Annotated in this window: 18 protein-coding genes; 6 read left to right on the top strand and 12 right to left on the bottom strand. The window is 63.1% G+C overall.

Translation table 11 applies throughout. The features are described from left to right. The first annotated feature begins 181 nt into the window (after positions 1 to 181). From G4G00_RS11525 to G4G00_RS11515, 3 genes are read left to right on the top strand one after another with little or no spacing between them, the layout of a single operon-like run. Positions 182 to 1,051, top strand: coding sequence for an MBL fold metallo-hydrolase (locus G4G00_RS11525; RefSeq protein ID WP_108754798.1), 870 nt, complete (start codon positions 182 to 184; stop codon positions 1,049 to 1,051). Beyond that, positions 1,048 to 1,488 (top strand): hypothetical protein, encoded by a 441-nt coding sequence (locus G4G00_RS11520; protein WP_108753097.1) that lies wholly within the window; start codon positions 1,048 to 1,050, stop codon positions 1,486 to 1,488. The genes G4G00_RS11525 and G4G00_RS11520 overlap by 4 nt, the downstream gene beginning before the upstream one ends. Further along, positions 1,485 to 1,916 (top strand): DUF6691 family protein, encoded by a 432-nt coding sequence (locus G4G00_RS11515; RefSeq protein WP_108753098.1) that lies wholly within the window; start codon positions 1,485 to 1,487, stop codon positions 1,914 to 1,916. Before G4G00_RS11520 ends, G4G00_RS11515 begins: the two co-directional genes overlap by 4 nt. Before the next feature lie 43 nt (positions 1,917 to 1,959). Here the strand turns inward: G4G00_RS11515 and G4G00_RS11510 are convergent, their stop codons facing one another. From G4G00_RS11510 to G4G00_RS11465, 10 genes are all read right to left on the bottom strand, one after another. Beyond that, positions 1,960 to 3,348 carry a sensor histidine kinase gene (locus G4G00_RS11510; protein WP_108754799.1) on the bottom strand — a complete coding sequence of 463 codons (1,389 nt, stop codon included), beginning with the start codon at positions 3,346 to 3,348 and terminating at the stop codon, positions 1,960 to 1,962. A 17-nt stretch (positions 3,349 to 3,365) separates the two neighbouring features. Further along, positions 3,366 to 4,040 (bottom strand): response regulator transcription factor, encoded by a 675-nt coding sequence (locus tag G4G00_RS11505; protein ID WP_108753099.1) that lies wholly within the window; start codon positions 4,038 to 4,040, stop codon positions 3,366 to 3,368. Positions 4,041 to 4,064: 24 nt separating this feature from the next. Continuing rightward, positions 4,065 to 4,727, bottom strand: a complete 663-nt coding sequence (locus G4G00_RS11500; protein WP_325051507.1) for a hypothetical protein — start codon at positions 4,725 to 4,727, stop codon at positions 4,065 to 4,067. Then, positions 4,708 to 5,568: an SDR family oxidoreductase gene (locus G4G00_RS11495; protein ID WP_164273593.1), complete on the bottom strand. Its 861-nt coding sequence runs from the start codon at positions 5,566 to 5,568 to the stop codon at positions 4,708 to 4,710. The genes G4G00_RS11500 and G4G00_RS11495 overlap by 20 nt, the downstream gene beginning before the upstream one ends. Next, positions 5,568 to 6,242: an iron-containing redox enzyme family protein gene (locus G4G00_RS11490; protein ID WP_108753101.1), complete on the bottom strand. Its 675-nt coding sequence runs from the start codon at positions 6,240 to 6,242 to the stop codon at positions 5,568 to 5,570. The genes G4G00_RS11495 and G4G00_RS11490 overlap by 1 nt, the downstream gene beginning before the upstream one ends. Next, positions 6,239 to 7,729 (bottom strand): AMP-binding protein, encoded by a 1,491-nt coding sequence (locus G4G00_RS11485; RefSeq protein WP_108753102.1) that lies wholly within the window; start codon positions 7,727 to 7,729, stop codon positions 6,239 to 6,241. The genes G4G00_RS11490 and G4G00_RS11485 overlap by 4 nt, the downstream gene beginning before the upstream one ends. Next, complete coding sequence (locus G4G00_RS11480; protein WP_234414697.1) at positions 7,726 to 8,385, bottom strand: thermostable hemolysin; 660 nt, start codon at positions 8,383 to 8,385, stop codon at positions 7,726 to 7,728. Before G4G00_RS11480 ends, G4G00_RS11485 begins: the two co-directional genes overlap by 4 nt. Before the next feature lie 114 nt (positions 8,386 to 8,499). Then, positions 8,500 to 9,168 carry a hypothetical protein gene (locus G4G00_RS11475; protein ID WP_108753103.1) on the bottom strand — a complete coding sequence of 223 codons (669 nt, stop codon included), beginning with the start codon at positions 9,166 to 9,168 and terminating at the stop codon, positions 8,500 to 8,502. A gap of 76 nt (positions 9,169 to 9,244) precedes the next feature. Beyond that, positions 9,245 to 10,350, bottom strand: a protein-coding gene (locus G4G00_RS11470; protein ID WP_240336137.1) for an IS3 family transposase whose coding sequence is annotated in 2 segments (ribosomal slippage) — positions 9,245 to 10,101 and positions 10,101 to 10,350 — 1,107 coding nt in all. Because the reading frame shifts where the segments join, the coding sequence is not laid out codon by codon here. Positions 10,351 to 10,398: 48 nt separating this feature from the next. Beyond that, entirely contained in the window at positions 10,399 to 10,650 is a 252-nt protein-coding gene (locus G4G00_RS11465) for a hypothetical protein (protein WP_240336136.1), read from the bottom strand. 164 nt (positions 10,651 to 10,814) lie between these two features. On the opposite strand from G4G00_RS11465, the gene G4G00_RS21980 reads away from it, so the two are divergent. After that, on the top strand, positions 10,815 to 11,369 hold the full coding sequence (locus G4G00_RS21980; protein ID WP_234414699.1) for an integrase core domain-containing protein: 555 nt from the start codon (positions 10,815 to 10,817) through the stop codon (positions 11,367 to 11,369). 313 nt (positions 11,370 to 11,682) lie between these two features. On the opposite strand, the gene arsC is transcribed toward G4G00_RS21980, so the two are convergent. Both arsC and arsH read right to left on the bottom strand, forming a co-directional pair. Continuing rightward, positions 11,683 to 12,102 carry an arsenate reductase (glutaredoxin) gene (gene arsC / locus G4G00_RS11455; RefSeq protein ID WP_108753104.1) on the bottom strand — a complete coding sequence of 140 codons (420 nt, stop codon included), beginning with the start codon at positions 12,100 to 12,102 and terminating at the stop codon, positions 11,683 to 11,685. Next, positions 12,099 to 12,839, bottom strand: coding sequence for an arsenical resistance protein ArsH (arsH, locus tag G4G00_RS11450; protein ID WP_108753105.1), 741 nt, complete (start codon positions 12,837 to 12,839; stop codon positions 12,099 to 12,101). Before arsH ends, arsC begins: the two co-directional genes overlap by 4 nt. Positions 12,840 to 12,879: 40 nt before the next feature. Between arsH and G4G00_RS11445 the strand changes: the two genes are divergently transcribed. After that, positions 12,880 to 13,194: a metalloregulator ArsR/SmtB family transcription factor gene (locus tag G4G00_RS11445; protein WP_108754802.1), complete on the top strand. Its 315-nt coding sequence runs from the start codon at positions 12,880 to 12,882 to the stop codon at positions 13,192 to 13,194. 56 nt (positions 13,195 to 13,250) lie between these two features. Continuing rightward, on the top strand, positions 13,251 to 14,309 hold the full coding sequence (gene arsB, locus G4G00_RS11440) for an ACR3 family arsenite efflux transporter (RefSeq protein ID WP_108753106.1): 1,059 nt from the start codon (positions 13,251 to 13,253) through the stop codon (positions 14,307 to 14,309). Positions 14,310 to 14,328 lie beyond the last annotated feature (19 nt).

Here is a 14,328-nt window from a genome sequence, read left to right as displayed (position 1 = left end):
TGTGATGGCAAATAGAAGCGGCAGGCTGCGAAATCTACCACGCCCCCCACAGTTGCATAGTGTATGCAAGCATGTAATTATATAGTCGCCATTCCTCCAGGATCCAGTCGTGAACCTGTCCGTTGCGGTAGACGCCCCTCTAGAGCAGGCTGTGCGCGTGGCCAACGATGCGCGCGCCGGCCTGCTTCCCTCGCCTTGCGTGAAGACCTTCTTCGATCCTGCCACGTTCACTGCCAGCCACGTTGTACGCGATCCATCCTCTTCAGCGTGCGCCATCATCGACAGCGTCCTGGACTTCGACATGGCCGCAGGCCGCACTTCTACAGCCTCCGCATCGGCGTTGGTGGACTACGTGCGTGCCGAGCGCCTGCAGGTTCAATGGTTGCTGGAAACTCACGCCCATGCCGACCACCTGTCCGCAGCGCCCTGGCTGCAGCACCAGGTGGGAGGCGCGCTCGCCATTGGCGAACGCATCACCACGGTCCAGGAAGCCTTTGGCAAGGTCTTCAATGCCGGTACTGCATTCAAGCGGGATGGCAGCCAGTTCGATCGCCTGTTTGCCGATGGCGCGTCCTTCCACATCGGCAACCTCCAGGCGATGTCGCTGCACGTGCCGGGCCATACCCCCGCTTGTCTGGCGTACGTGATCGGTGACGCCGTATTTCCTGGAGACACGCTGTTCATGCCGGACTACGGCACCGCCCGATGCGACTTTCCAGGCGGCTCGGCTCGCCAGTTGTATCGCTCGATCCAGCGTTTGCTGTCCCTGCCCGACGCTACCCGCGTCTTCCTGTGCCATGACTACAAAGCCAACGGACGGGACCATTTCGCATGGGAAACGACCATCGGTGCAGAAAAGACAGCCAACCTGCATGTCCACGAGAGCGTGACCGAAGCCATGTTCGTGGAAATGCGCGAAGCCCGCGATGCGACGCTCCCGATGCCGCGACTGCTCCTGCCTTCCGTGCAGGTCAACATGTGCGCCGGCCATCTGCCCGAACCCGAGGAAAACGGCGTGCGCTACCTCAAGCTGCCGGTGGACCTGCTATGACGCTCTCTCATCTTGCGTGGTATTGGCCGCTAATTGGCGGTGCCATGATCGGTGCAGCAGCCGGTGCGTATCTAGTCCTTCTCGGTCGCGTTGCCGGCGTTTCCGGCCTGCTTGCCAAGACAGTTGGCATGCCGGGTGACGGGGGGCGCGGCAGTGCTGTCCTGTTTCTGGCAGGACTTGCCCTGGCCTCTGGCTTGGCGTTGGCGGCCAGACCCATAGCACTGCCGTCGCCTTCCGCAACGGGAGCAGTGGTATTGGTGATTGCCGGATTGCTGGTAGGTTACGGAACTCGTCTTGGCGCTGGCTGTACCAGTGGGCACGGTGTCTGCGGCCTGGGCCGGGCATCGCCAAGGTCGGTGGTGGCTACCTGCGTGTTCATGCTCACGGGCATGGCCACAGCGACCCTTGTGCGGATTCTGGCTGGAGGTACGGCATGAAACGTCTCACCGCGTTCCTGTGCGGCGCACTCTTCGGGCTGGGACTGGTCATATCCGATATGGCCAACCCAACTCGCGTGCTTGCTTTCCTTGATGTGAGCGATGCCTGGGATCCCTCCTTGGCGCTGGTCATGCTGGGCGCGCTGATCCCTTCCAGTGCAGCCTACCTGTGGGTACGCGCTCGCAGAACGCCGGTGCTTGCCGCATCGCTGCACATTCCCACCCATCGAACCATTGATTGGCGCCTGGTCATGGGTGCAGCGATATTCGGCCTGGGTTGGGGACTGGCCGGAGTGTGTCCCGGCCCAGCGATCGCATTGCTGGGAACCGGCCAGCCCTTCGCGATCATCTTCGTTGCGGCCATGGTCGCTGGTGTACTCATGCATGGCCTCATTCACCGTCGCACTGCAGAAAGGGGACAGCCATGATCCTTAAGCCACGTTTCTCGGGTCCTCTCCGGGCGTCCGGCTTTCACCTGGAGATGGCGGCACGATACGCCGAATCTGCTGCCCAATTCACCGTCACCTCAAGACCGCCCAGCTCCTGCGAGTAGCTCAGCGTGACGCTCGCGCCGTGGGCGTCAGCCACCTCCCGGACAATGGACAGCCCAAGCCCGCTGCCTTGCACCCGGCTGCCCAGCGTTCGATAGAAGCGGTCGAACACGCGATCGCGCTCTTCCTCCGCGATGCCGGGGCCGCTGTCGGCGATGATGAGCAACACCCTACCCTCCGCCTGTTTCACGCGGACATTCAGGCGACCGCCGACAGGGGTGTAGCGAACCGCGTTTTCCAGCAGGTTGCGAACCAACGCCGTCAACGCGGGCTCGTCACCCTTGATCTCCGCGCTGTCCAGCTTCAGCTGGAGCCATTGACGATTCAGCGACAGGATGGGACGCAGCGCATCCACTTCCACCCCAACCAGGGCGTCGAGTCTCAGGCGCACCGAAGTCAACCGGGATACGGCCTCTGCGCGGTTGAGTGTGAGCAACTGCGACGCCAGGCGCTCCAGTCGCGCTACTGAGTCGCCCACCATGTCCTGGGCGCTCGCCCTTCCTTCTTCATCCTGCGCCATGCGGGCATTCTCAGCATGCACTTTCAGTGCGCTGATCGGCGTGCGCAACTCGTGCGCCGCGTCGGCAACAAATCGACGCTCCCGTGCAAGCGCCTCACTCAATCGCCCAAGCAGGCCGTTCACAGCCCACACCAACCCTTGCGCCTCGCGCGGAACGTCAGAAGCTTCCAATGGCGACATGCGCTCGGGGTCGCGCCTGCCGATCTGGTCCGAGACGCTCTGCAGCGAGCGGGTCACGTAATTGACGCTCCACAAGATCACCAGCGCCATCAAGGGCAGCGCCAGCAGCAGTGGCAGCATGGTGCCTCCCGCAATATCTTCTGCCAACTCTTCGCGGATGTCCGACCGCTCGCCAGACTGGAACCAACGGCCCTCGCGAGTCTGCAATGTGAAAGTGCGCCATTGTTCTCCGTCGATCACAGGACTGTCGTAGCCGGCCACCAATGGAGCCAGTGGCCGCGTTGGAGCGCTATCTGAGCGGAGCAGCAATCGCTGCTTCGTGTCCCACACTTGGAAAGCAAGCTTGCTCTCATAGGCATGTCCATCGCTGAATGCCAGCGCCTCTCCGACGCCTTCAGCGTGCCCGTGCCAGCCACGCAGCACAATGGGATCGCCCGGAAACGCAGTCAGATCACTTAGCGGCTCATCTACCAGGCCCATCAGTACCCGCGTGGACTGCACCAGCCGGGCATCGAACATTTCCCCCGCTTCCTGTAGGCCGGCGCGATAGCTGAAGAATCCGGCCACGGCCATCAGAACCGCCAAGGTTCCCAGCAGGGTCCATAGCAGGCTGCGTCTCATGGACCTCATGCATCCGTCTCCGACGACTGCCCCAGCGCATACCCGATGCCCCGCACAGTACGCACGACTGCAGGATCGACCTTGCGCCGCAGTTGATGCACATGAACATCCACCGCATTGCTGGCGACGTCTTCATCCCAGCCGTAGAGGTGCTTCTGGATCGTTTCCCGCGCCATCGGTCGCCCGTTCTGTTCCATCAACAATCTCAGCAGCGAGAACTCGCGACGAGTCAGATCCAGCGTCCGTCCTTTCCATCTCGCCTCCAACGTAGCAGGATCAAGATGGAGGTCACCGGAGTCCAGCGTGGGATGCGAACGCCCACTGCTGCGTCTGACGAGTGCGCGTACGCGTGCCAGCAGCTCGGCGGTATCAAAGGGCTTCCCAAGGTAGTCATCTGCGCCAACGTCAAGCCCGAGCGTACGGTCGGCCGGTCGTTCACGGGCGCTGAGTACCAGAATCGGAACCGGGTTTGCCGCCGCCCGAATCCGGCGGATCACCTCGATGCCATCTACCCGTGGCAGCCCCAGATCCAGCACCACCAGATCAAAATCACCATCTTGGGCGGCCAAGAGGGCGGCCGTGCCGTCTTCCACCCAGTCCACGGCGAACGCGCCCCGGCGAAGCGCGGTCCGGATGCCTTCACCCAGGGAACGATCATCTTCGACGAGGAGGATGCGCATGAGGGCAGTGTCCAGTCGCGGACTTCACTTTGCAAGATGGCCCATAACATCGTGCAGCTTGGCCTCGATCTCATGCCGGCGGCCGGCATCGGCCACATCCCGTCCTGGCCGGGCTGGCGCTGCCAGTGCCTTCTGCAGCGCCGCCTGCGCTGGGCCCCACTCCTTCTGATCGCGCAGGAAATCGCCGTAGAAATAGTTGGCATCGATGCCATTGGGGTCGATATCCAGCCCTTTCTTCAACAGCTGGCGCGCCCGATCGTCATCGCCGAAGCCCAGCGGCCAGCCTGGAACCTGGTAGTAGAGCGCGCCCAGGCTGGTATACGCCGCGCCATCCAGGGCCCGGGGATCCAGTTTCAGCGCTGCCTCGAAATCGTCGCGGGCCTGCTTGACCAGGCTGAGTGCGCCCATGCCACCTTTCTCGCCAGCAAGGCTGGACAGCACGATGCCCTCCCAGATCAGCGCGCCGGCATCCCTCGGGGCCGCCTGCCGAGCTTGCGCGGCCTGCTTGGACAGGGCCATGAACGCCGCCTCGCGCTGCGGCTTGGGCGTCTGGTAGTTGATCTGCGCCCAGCGGTCACGGATCTGCGCCACCGGCACTGATGGTTCGGCAGCCACAGCGACCCCGACCAATACGGCGGCGGCAATAAGAATGAGATAGAACATGGTCTTACCCTGCGTGCGCTTCATGGGAGGTGTCCTTGCTGGGAGGGGATGCGGAAGAACTCGCCGCGGTGGTGCCACTGCTGGCATGGCGCCTGACGATGGGTAACTGTTTGCGGAGGCTACGGTCCACCAGCTCTGGCAGCAGGCCGTTCAACCGAGCGAACAGCCGCTCTGGCCAGCCAAGCTGCAAGCGCGGATTGCCAGAGCGCAGTGCCTGCAACAAGGCCGTTGCGACCTTCTCGGCCGAGTCGTGGGAAACGCCCAGTTCGGCGTTCATGGCATCCACGGCGGCGCTGTTTAAATCTGTGCGGGTGGCGCGTGGTGACAGGTACTGGAACTTGACTGTGCTGCCGGCATACTCGCGGCCCAGACCTTCGACCAGGCCGCGCAATCCGAACTTGCTGGCGCTGTAAGCGGCAAAACCCGGGAAGGCCAGGCTGCCGAACGTCGAGCCGAGAACGGCCACGCTGGCGTGCGACTGCCGCTCCAACAAGGGCAACAAGGCGCGGATCAGCAGCATGGAGCCAACCAGATTGGTCTGCATCAGCTGTTCCAACGCCTGCTCTGTCTGTGCGCCGAACAGTCCGAAGGCGGCGCTGGCATGGCCTACGACCAGCACCGAAGGCGGCCTGGATAGCGCATCAATTTTCGCCAGCAACGCGCCGCGGCCCGCCGCCGTGCCGATATCGGCAACGACCGGTATGACAGACCCTTCCGGCAACGTGTCAGTGAGCGCCTGCAGCCGATCGTGGCCCCGCCCCACCGCCACGACCTGCGCGCCCTCGCCCACCAGGCCGCCGCAGAGCAACCTTCCGATGCCGCCGCTGGCTCCGGTCAGAACGACCGTACGTCCACGCAGGTCCATCAGGCCGCCTCCGCAGTACGCGCGCCGCCACTGCGCAGGGTGCGGAAGATATCGCCATAGAGAACGTAGAAGCGGCGTGCCGCATGGATAACGGCCTGCTGGTCGCTGGGATCATCCAGCCTGTCCATCAGCGATTTGAAGAAGCCGACATGCTCGATATCCAGATCGCCATGCGAAAGCAGATAGCTGAAGGCGTTGCGCGGAAGATCCAACGACGTCTGCAGGGTGTTTGCAGCCTGCGTTGCCAGCGCCACACTGGTGCCCTCCAGCACCACTACCATGCCAAAGAAGCCCACCGGGTTCCCGCGCTGGATGGTGTCGTAGGCGTAGCTGACCATGAGTTCGGTGGCCAGTACGGGTTCGGATGTTGCAGCAGCGGACCGATCACCGCCGGCACCTGCAATATCGTCCAGCACCCATTCCTGGTGGCCCATCTCTTCTTCGATGTACTCACCGATCGCGGTCCGCAGCCATTCCAGGCGCGCAGGCAGGCGCGAGCCACAGGCCATCAGCAGCGGTACCGTGTGGCGCACGTGGTGGTACGCCTGTTGCAGGAACGCCAGATAGTCACCGCGGTCGATGCGGCCCGCCAGTGCGTCGCAGATGATGGGAATCTGAAGCAGCGACTGGCGCTCGCTGGCGGTCTGGGCAAGAAGGTGATCGTGGAAGCTCATGCAGGGTCTCCGATGGTGCTGAACGCAGGGCGCCGGTAGGCGGCGTCGATCTCTGCCTGGTAGTGGGCGAGGATGGCCTCGCGACGAATGCGACCATTGGCGGTCAACAGACCGGCGTTCGCACTGAATGGCGCGACGTTGACGTAGCGCGCGATGCGGGCATAGTCAGGCAGGCCGGCGTTGATGGCGGACAGCGCCGCCTCGAGCGTGGCGGAGTCCTGCTGCGCGAAGCGCGGAACCAGCAATGCCACGTTGTCGGCCTGCCCTTCCCCCCAGACCAGAGCCTGCGCGACGGCCGGGTGTGAAAGCAGTTCGCTCTCCACCCATTCGGGCGACACGTTGCGGCCAAATGCAGTGATGAAGACGTTCTTGCGACGCCCGGTCACATGCACGAAGCCGTCTGCATCGATGTGTCCCAGATCACCGGTGTGGATCGGCCCCTCCGGCAGCGACTCGTCGCCCAGATACCCCAGTGCACGCGCACCGGACACCACGATTTCTCCGTCCATGATCTGCACTCGCACGTGTGGCAGGGGGTGCCCCACCGTGCCATCGCGCTGGGCACCAGGACGATTCAGGCACACCACCGACCCGCACTCGGTCAGACCGTAGCCTTCGAACACCGGCAGCCCCAGGCGCCGTGCCCGCGACAGAAGACCGGGAGAAACCCTGCCTCCCCCAACGGCCAGGTATCGCAGCGATGCTGGCAGTTCAGCGCCCTGCTCTGCCGCCATGACCAGGGCCAGGAGTAGCTGCGGCACCAGGATGATGCTCTCGGGGCGATAACGATTGAGGCAGCTCAGCAGCGTGCGGACATCCAACCCTGCTGCGCCGGTGTAACCGATCTCCTGCAGGGACGGCAGCGCGATCTCGGCGCCCGACAACAACGCCGCATACAATCCAGCGACGTTCTCCAGGAGCGTTGACAGCGGCATCAGGCACAGATGCCGGCGTGGTGCGATGTCACCTGCGGCGTCTGCCAATGACGCGGCGGTGGCCATCAACGTTCCGGCAGAAAGGCATACGCCGCGCGGGCGCCCTGTGCTGCCCGAGGTGTAGGTCACGCAGGCCGTGCCGACCGGCAGCGTACTGCCAGCAGGAGCGTCCAGGCCTAAGCCGTGCGCACTCAGTGCCGGCAACGCCATGGGTGCGGCCGTGATCCCGCACGGCGGCAACGTGCCCTCCGCAACCACCAGCAGCTGGGCACCGCTGGTCTGCAGTGCGTGCTGCACTTGATCATCGGAGAAGAAGGTGGGCAACGGTACGTGCACCACTTCGGCAATGCGAAGGGCCAGGTCCAGAACCACCCAATCGAGGCCGTTGTCCAGGCGGCTGGCAACGCAGGTCACGCCTGCCTTCTGCAACCATTTCACCAGTTCCAGCACGCGCGACCGTAGTTTGGACGCACTCAGCGAAGCCTGGCCGGTCAGCACTGGCTGCCGATGCTCCTGCAGCAGGCGCAGGACGTCCTGTGCATCAGCGCTCATCCGGCCGCCTCTGCGGAGCAGCCCGCATCTGCTTGGTCGATCGCGCACGCCTTTCCGCCAAGAAAGGCGATGCCTTCGCGGATATCGCCGCACATCACGCGCGGTTGGGACTCGTAGTAGCGACCCCAGTCGGCCGCGCTATCGCCCATGCGCTCGGCACGTGCGGGCACCAGTTCGATCGGTGCCAGATGCAGGCGTACGAACGCATTGCGCAGCTGTTGGGTCGCTACGAACATCACCCAGTCCACTTCGGCGGCACGTAGCACCCAGGCCAGTTGCACGATCAACTCGCGTGCCACGCCCGCCGTCGACGCAGCAAAGTGGCCCACCTCAGCAATCTGCGTACGGCGCGGCGCACTGGGCAGGTGTTGCGCCAGTACGGTTTCCGCCGGCGCATCCAGATAATTCTCAACAAACAGTGGGCCGCTGGCCGCATGTCGCAGGCCGACCGCCGCCACCAGCGCCCCTTGCGTATCGCGGTAGGCCAGAAGCCGTGGCATGAAGTCGCGGACGTCCGCGCCGAAGCGCTGACGATAGGTCTCGGCGATAAAAGACTGTACCTGTTCACGAAGCGGGTGATCAGGCCCGACGAGAGTGGCTTCCGCGAATCTGCCCGGATGCGGGGCCATTGGAATCGGCTGTGGGATCATGTCCATGGGGCACGATCCTGAAGCGCGCCGATTAAGGCGAAATTAGGCCTTTGTTAGCCTATTGTTAGGCATTTGATCGGATTTCGTTTCCAGGCCGGGTTGCAACAGCGGTCTCTTGATCTAGACAACCAAGGCGAGCGTCAGTGCGACGACCAGTGCCAGCGTCACCAGGAAAGAGCCAAGTACAAAGCCAAATGCCTGGAGGTATCCCGTGCAGTTCAGTGCTACGAAGGTGCGGGTTCGTGCCCACAAATACCATGCAACTGCCAGCGCTCCGATCCCCACACCCCAGCCATGCGCAATGTCTCCACCAGCAGAGCCAACTGCCTGCGAAACTGCAAGCAGAATCACAAACGGGCACGCAATGAACGCCTGTATGGAAAAGGGCTCCCGTAGCGTGTCGCGGTTGATGGGCAGGCGCTGTCGCCACAGCATGCTTAGCGCCGCCCCCAGGGCGAAGATGCAGAAGGCCGCCGAACGGGTGAGCAGCAGCCCCTGCTCGCTTCCAAACAGTAGCTTGCCCACCGGTCCTGATACCGCGAGGGGGGCGGTGCGCGTAGACATTTCCAATGCGTGCGCCAGCACCACTGACAGAATCAACATCAACACAGGGCTGATGGCGTCGGCGAATCGTTGTTCCGGATCCTTGGAGAACTCTCGGCGCGTGTAGTGCGCTACCTCGCCTGGCTGCAACAGCACCCTCCACAAGGTCCGCGGGTAGAACACCAACCACCCTACGAGTTCATAGAGGAACTCCTCAAGCGATCGCAGCAGTCTGATGAGATCCATAAGAGCCCCGGGTCAAATGGTTGAAGGTGAGCTTACTTTCCCTGCGACGTCCCCCCGTCCTCAGTAGCGGTCGGGTTTAGAGTCCGGTGCTGATCTTATCCCTCTTGCCAGCCAACTGCGCGGCGTATTGGGCGGGCGTCAGCCCGCCAAGTGCTCGTTTAGGCCTTTCCTCGTTGTAGTCGCGCCGCCAGCTTTCGATACTGGTTCTGGCGTGGAGCAACGTCGGGAACCAGTGCTCGTTCAGACATTCATCGCGTAGCCGCCCGTTGAAGGACTCAACGTAAGCGTTTTGGTTCGGCTTGCCCGGCTCGATCAGGCGCAGGGCAATTCCCTTCTCGTGAGCCCACGCCACCATCGCTTTTCCGCAGAACTCCTTGCCGTTGTCTGTCCTGATCACCTGCGGCAGACCGCGTTGAACGGCCAATCTGTCCAGCACCCTGGCAACGCCCTGCCCGGAAATAGCCCGTTCCACCTCGATGGCCACGGCCTCGTGGGTGGCGTCGTCCACGATGGTCAGGCACTTGATTACTCGGCCTTCCGCGGTGCGGTCGAACACGAAATCCATCGACCACACCTGATTGGCGGCGGACGGGCGCAGCGAAGGTTGACGCTCACCGACAGGCATCTTCTTGCGCTTCCTGCGACGCACCTGCAGACCTGCTTCCTGATAAAGGCGCTCCACGCGCTTGTAATTCACGACATGCCCCTTCTGTCGCAATTTCAGATGGATCATGCCCACGCCGTAACGTCGATGCCTGTGTGCCAGTGCAGTGATCTGCTCGCGCAGTTCAACGTTGTGGTCCGGCCTCGGCTCGTAACGCAGCGCGCTGGCGCTCATGCGTGCAACCACCAACGCGCGCCGCTCGCTCAGCCCTTTTTCGACCATGCTCCGCACCAGCAACCTGCGTGCCGGTGCGGTCACCACTTTCTTCGCAACGCATCCTTGATGACGTCGTTCTCGAACACCTGCTCGGCCAGCAGCTTCTTCAGGCGTGTGTTCTCCGCTTCCAGGTCCTTGAGCCGCTTGGCGTCGGGCACGCTCGTCCCACCGAACTTGCTGCGCCACAGGTAGTACGAGGCCTCACTGAAGCCATGCTGGCGGCATAGGCCCTTGATCGGCATGCCCGCCTCGGCCTCGCGCAGGAAGCCGATGATCTGTTCTTCGGAAAAGCGCTTCTTCACGTCCAATCTCCTTGTCGTTGAGGATTGGACTCCAAACCGTCGCGCCACTCAGTCTCGGGGGGACGTCGCGCGCAGGAAGGTTTTCAGCGGCGCCGGACCGGTCAGCCCGATACTCGCCATAGAGCGACCTTCAACGAAGTGCACCCATGCGAGCACGGCCACCAGCGTCGGCCCGAAGCCAATCCAAAGCAGCGCGTGTAGGCCAGCGAGTCCGATCGGATCGCCGCCAGGCGTCGACCAATGCTGCGACTGCATCCACCCGTCCACCGCGATCACCGGTACCGCGTTGAACAGGATCATGAGGACTCCAGATCGACGTGATCGCCGCTGGAAGTTGCCACCCGCGCAGAGGCGTGGCAAAGAAGCTGGGCAGGTACATCGCGATGACGTGCCATTGCAGGCTCAGGTTGGACGACTCCTGCGCGTGGGCTTGCATGTGCGTGGCCAGCGGAGCCGCGGTCATCATGAAGTTCATCAGCATGTACGACACCGCGCCACAGATCACCGCAGCGATGAAACGCGGGTCCAGCAGGACGGAGGACAGTGGTTGTCGGGACATGCCGCTTGCCGGCGCGACATGCGGCAGCGGCACACCGGCCAGCAGGCTGGCCGATACTGCGGCGACCAAGCCTTGGAACAGGAACGTCGCTGCGAATAGGTGGCCGGGCCAGAGATGCATGGTGAGTGACACCAATTGCGGCCCCACCACCCCAGAGGCGTTCCTGCTTCGCTCGGACAACGGCTTGGTGTTCACCAGCCGCGACTACAACCGGCTGGTGCGTAGCTATGGCCTGAAGCAGGAGTTCATCATCCCGCACTGCCCGCAGCAGAACGGGATGGTCGAACGCGTGATCCGGACGCTCAAAGAGCAGTGCGTGCACCGGCATCGCTTCGAGAGCCAGACCCACGCACTGCGCGTGATTGCCGACTGGATCGCGTTCTACGACCAACAGCGCCCGCATCAGGCGCTGAAGATGATGACCCCAGATGCGGCCTATGCCGCTAGATTAACCGCATGACCTGAGCAGAAAGCGGTGGGTCATTACATAACTGCCTAGTAGACGGACTCGTAGATCCGGGTATGCGACCTATCCATACAGTTCGATCTTAGGGTGGCTGGGTCCGGCCAACAACCCAGCATGTAAGCGGACCGAGCGGCCGGAACGGCTGCTGCACCAATGGCTGCTACGGGTCGGTCGATACCTTGAAGCACCGTGGCGGAGCGTCGAAGTGCCAGCGAGCGCCGCAACCGAAGCAGCGGACACCTTCGCAAAGCTCCACTTCATCGCACGCTTCCTTCCAGGGGTTGCTATCCCGTGGCAATTTCGCCGTTCAACGCACGCGCCTGCCATCCCGATCAATCACCACTTCGCCATCTTCCTTGGTAAACGGCTCCCGCACCCTTGGCAGTATGTCCAGAACCACCTCGGACGGCCGGCACAGGCGCGTGCCCATGTCCGTCTGCACGAAGGGCCGATTGATGAGAATAGGATTTGCCAGCATGGCATCCAGCAGTACGCTCTCGCTCAATGCGGGATCGTCCAGCCCCAGCTCCAGATACGGCGTACCCTTCTGGCGAATAGCGCCGCGAACATCCAATCCGGCGGCGGCAATCAGTGCGACCAGCTGCGTTCGGCTGGGCGGGTTGGCCAGATACTCGATTACTTCAGGTTCAATGCCGGCGTGACGAATCAACGCCAAGGTGTTTCGCGATGTGCCGCACCTGGGGTTGTGGTAGATGACAGCGTTCATGCGCTCTCCTTTTCATCCACTGCGGTCTCGACCACGCCAGCCGCGGCGGCAAGCGCGGCCGCTTCGGCTGCACCCTTCCGCTCGCTGTAGCGGTCAACCAGGTAGTCACTGCGGCCACGCACCAGCAGGGTGAACTTGACCAGTTCTTCCATCACATCCACGACGCGATCGTAGTAGGCCGACGGCTTCATGCGCCCCTCGTCATCGAACTCCTGCCAGGCCTTGGCTACCGAGGACTGATTTGGAATCGTGACCATCCGCATCCAGCGGCCAAGAACGCGGAGCGCGTTGACCACATTGAAGGACTGGGAGCCTCCGCAAACCTGCATCACTGCCAGTGTGCGACCTTGGGTCGGGCGCACGCTCCCCTCCTCCAACGGCAGCCAGTCGATCTGGTTCTTGAACACGGCCGTCAGGGTGCCGTGGCGTTCCGGGCTGACCCACACGTGCCCTTCAGACCACAGCGAGGCCTGGCGCAGCTCCTGCACCTTGGGGTGCGAGGCGGGCACCGAGTCGAGCATCGGCAGGTCGTGCGGATCGAACAGGCGGGTCTCTGCACCCAAGTGCTCCAACAACCGCTGCGCCTCCAGCGCCAGCTTGCGGCTGAAGGACTGCGGGCGCAGGGAGCCGTACAGGATCAGGATGCGGGGCCGGTGTGGCGAGGCATTCGGCTCGCTCAGTTTTTCGGCTACCGGAGGGCTCAAGGCTCCAGGGGCGATATTAGGAAGCTGCTGCATGCGGGTTGTCCTGCCGATTCGATTCGACTATTCTAGAAACATGGAACATAAGACTGCAACCCACGCTCTAGCAGCCCTGGGCCACGCCACCCGGCTTTCCATCTTTCGCCTCCTGGTCCAGGCCGGAAGTGGCGGCAAGCTGGCCGGCGACATCGCACAGTCGCTTTCCCTTCCTGGCGCCACCCTCTCCTTCCATCTGAAGGAGCTGCTGGCCGCTGGCCTGGTCACCGCCGAGCAGCGCGGTCGCACCATCTGCTACCGGGCGGAGTTCCGGGCGATGAGCGCGCTGGTGGCCTACCTGACCGAAAACTGCTGCGCGGGCGATCAGGCTTGCGACCGCCCTGCGGGTTGCTGACGTCTCGCCCCTTCGAGATCGCACAGATCGACTAACCGCTCCCTGCGAGACCTGCCATGACGACTGATACGCCCCGCCTGTCCTTCCTGGACCGGCACCTTACGCTCTGGATTTTTCTGGCCATGGCCTTGGGCGTCGGCGTGGGCGCGATGTTCGAAGGCGTGCCCAGCGCGCTCCACAGCCTGTCGATTGGATCGACGAACATCCCGATCGCCATTGGCCTGATCCTGATGATGTATCCGCCGCTGGCCAAGGTGAAGTACGAAGAGCTGCCCAAGGTGTTCGCCGACAAGCGCGTACTTATGCTGTCGCTGGTGCAGAACTGGATCATCGGCCCGTTCCTGATGTTCGGCCTGGCGGTGCTGTTCCTGCGCGATTACCCCGAATACATGACCGGCCTGATTCTGATTGGGCTGGCACGCTGCATTGCCATGGTGCTGGTCTGGAACCAGCTCGCCCGCGGCGATGGGCAGTACGTGGCGGGCCTGGTGGCATTCAATTCGATCTTCCAGATCGCGCTGTTCAGTGTGTATGCGTGGTTCTTCCTGTCGTGGCTGCCGCCGGTGTTCGGGCTGCAGGGCAGCGTGATCGACGTCAGTTTCTGGACCATTGCCGAGGCGGTGCTGATCTATCTGGGCATCCCCTTCCTGGCGGGGTTCGTTACCCGCCGTTGGCTCAAGGCGCGCAAGGGCGTGCGTTGGTATGAAGAGACGTTCCTGCCGGCGATCAGTCCAATCACGCTGGCGGCGCTGTTGTTCACGATCGTTGCCATGTTCAGCCTGAAGGGCGGCGACGTGCTGCGCATCCCGATGGATGCAGTGCGCATCGCGATCCCGCTCACGCTCTATTTCATTGTCCAGTTCGTGCTGAGCTTCTTCATGGGCAGGTTCATTGCCAAGGACTACCCGCGCACGACCGCAATCGCCTTCACGGCAGCAGGCAACAACTTCGAGCTGGCCATTGCCGTTGCCATCGCCGCGTTTGGCCTGGCCTCGCCGGTCGCCTTCGCCGCGGTTATCGGCCCCTTGGTGGAAGTGCCGGTGCTGATTCTGTTGGTGCATGTCGCGCTGCGGCTGGGCAGGCGCTACTTTCCTGCCGACGCACGAAGCCACTGAGTCATGCGATGGGAATCGG

It is taken from the genome of Stenotrophomonas sp. B1-1, from assembly GCF_010894375.1.
Lineage (GTDB): Bacteria > Pseudomonadota > Gammaproteobacteria > Xanthomonadales > Xanthomonadaceae > Stenotrophomonas.
Note: the sequence above shows the minus strand (reverse complement) of the source record. Positions and strands in the feature narration are given on the sequence as shown.

Bases quoted from the DNA above. Each gene is read 5' to 3' on its own strand.
- G4G00_RS21980 (WP_234414699.1), top strand. From the start codon at position 10,815: ATGAAGTTCATCAGCATGTACGACACCGCGCCACAGATCACCGCAGCG.
- arsB (WP_108753106.1), top strand. From the start codon at position 13,251: ATGACGACTGATACGCCCCGCCTGTCCTTCCTGGACCGGCACCTTACG.
- G4G00_RS11520 (WP_108753097.1), top strand. From the start codon at position 1,048: ATGACGCTCTCTCATCTTGCGTGGTATTGGCCGCTAATTGGCGGTGCC.
- G4G00_RS11495 (WP_164273593.1), bottom strand. From the start codon at position 5,568: ATGGACCTGCGTGGACGTACGGTCGTTCTGACCGGAGCCAGCGGCGGC.
- G4G00_RS11480 (WP_234414697.1), bottom strand. From the start codon at position 8,385: ATGGACATGATCCCACAGCCGATTCCAATGGCCCCGCATCCGGGCAGA.
- G4G00_RS11490 (WP_108753101.1), bottom strand. From the start codon at position 6,242: ATGAGCTTCCACGATCACCTTCTTGCCCAGACCGCCAGCGAGCGCCAG.
- G4G00_RS11500 (WP_325051507.1), bottom strand. From the start codon at position 4,727: ATGAAGCGCACGCAGGGTAAGACCATGTTCTATCTCATTCTTATTGCC.
- G4G00_RS11505 (WP_108753099.1), bottom strand. From the start codon at position 4,040: ATGCGCATCCTCCTCGTCGAAGATGATCGTTCCCTGGGTGAAGGCATC.
- G4G00_RS11445 (WP_108754802.1), top strand. From the start codon at position 12,880: ATGGAACATAAGACTGCAACCCACGCTCTAGCAGCCCTGGGCCACGCC.
- arsC (WP_108753104.1), bottom strand. From the start codon at position 12,102: ATGAACGCTGTCATCTACCACAACCCCAGGTGCGGCACATCGCGAAAC.
- G4G00_RS11515 (WP_108753098.1), top strand. From the start codon at position 1,485: ATGAAACGTCTCACCGCGTTCCTGTGCGGCGCACTCTTCGGGCTGGGA.
- G4G00_RS11485 (WP_108753102.1), bottom strand. From the start codon at position 7,729: ATGAGCGCTGATGCACAGGACGTCCTGCGCCTGCTGCAGGAGCATCGG.
- G4G00_RS11475 (WP_108753103.1), bottom strand. From the start codon at position 9,168: ATGGATCTCATCAGACTGCTGCGATCGCTTGAGGAGTTCCTCTATGAA.
- G4G00_RS11465 (WP_240336136.1), bottom strand. From the start codon at position 10,650: ATGATCCTGTTCAACGCGGTACCGGTGATCGCGGTGGACGGGTGGATG.
- arsH (WP_108753105.1), bottom strand. From the start codon at position 12,839: ATGCAGCAGCTTCCTAATATCGCCCCTGGAGCCTTGAGCCCTCCGGTA.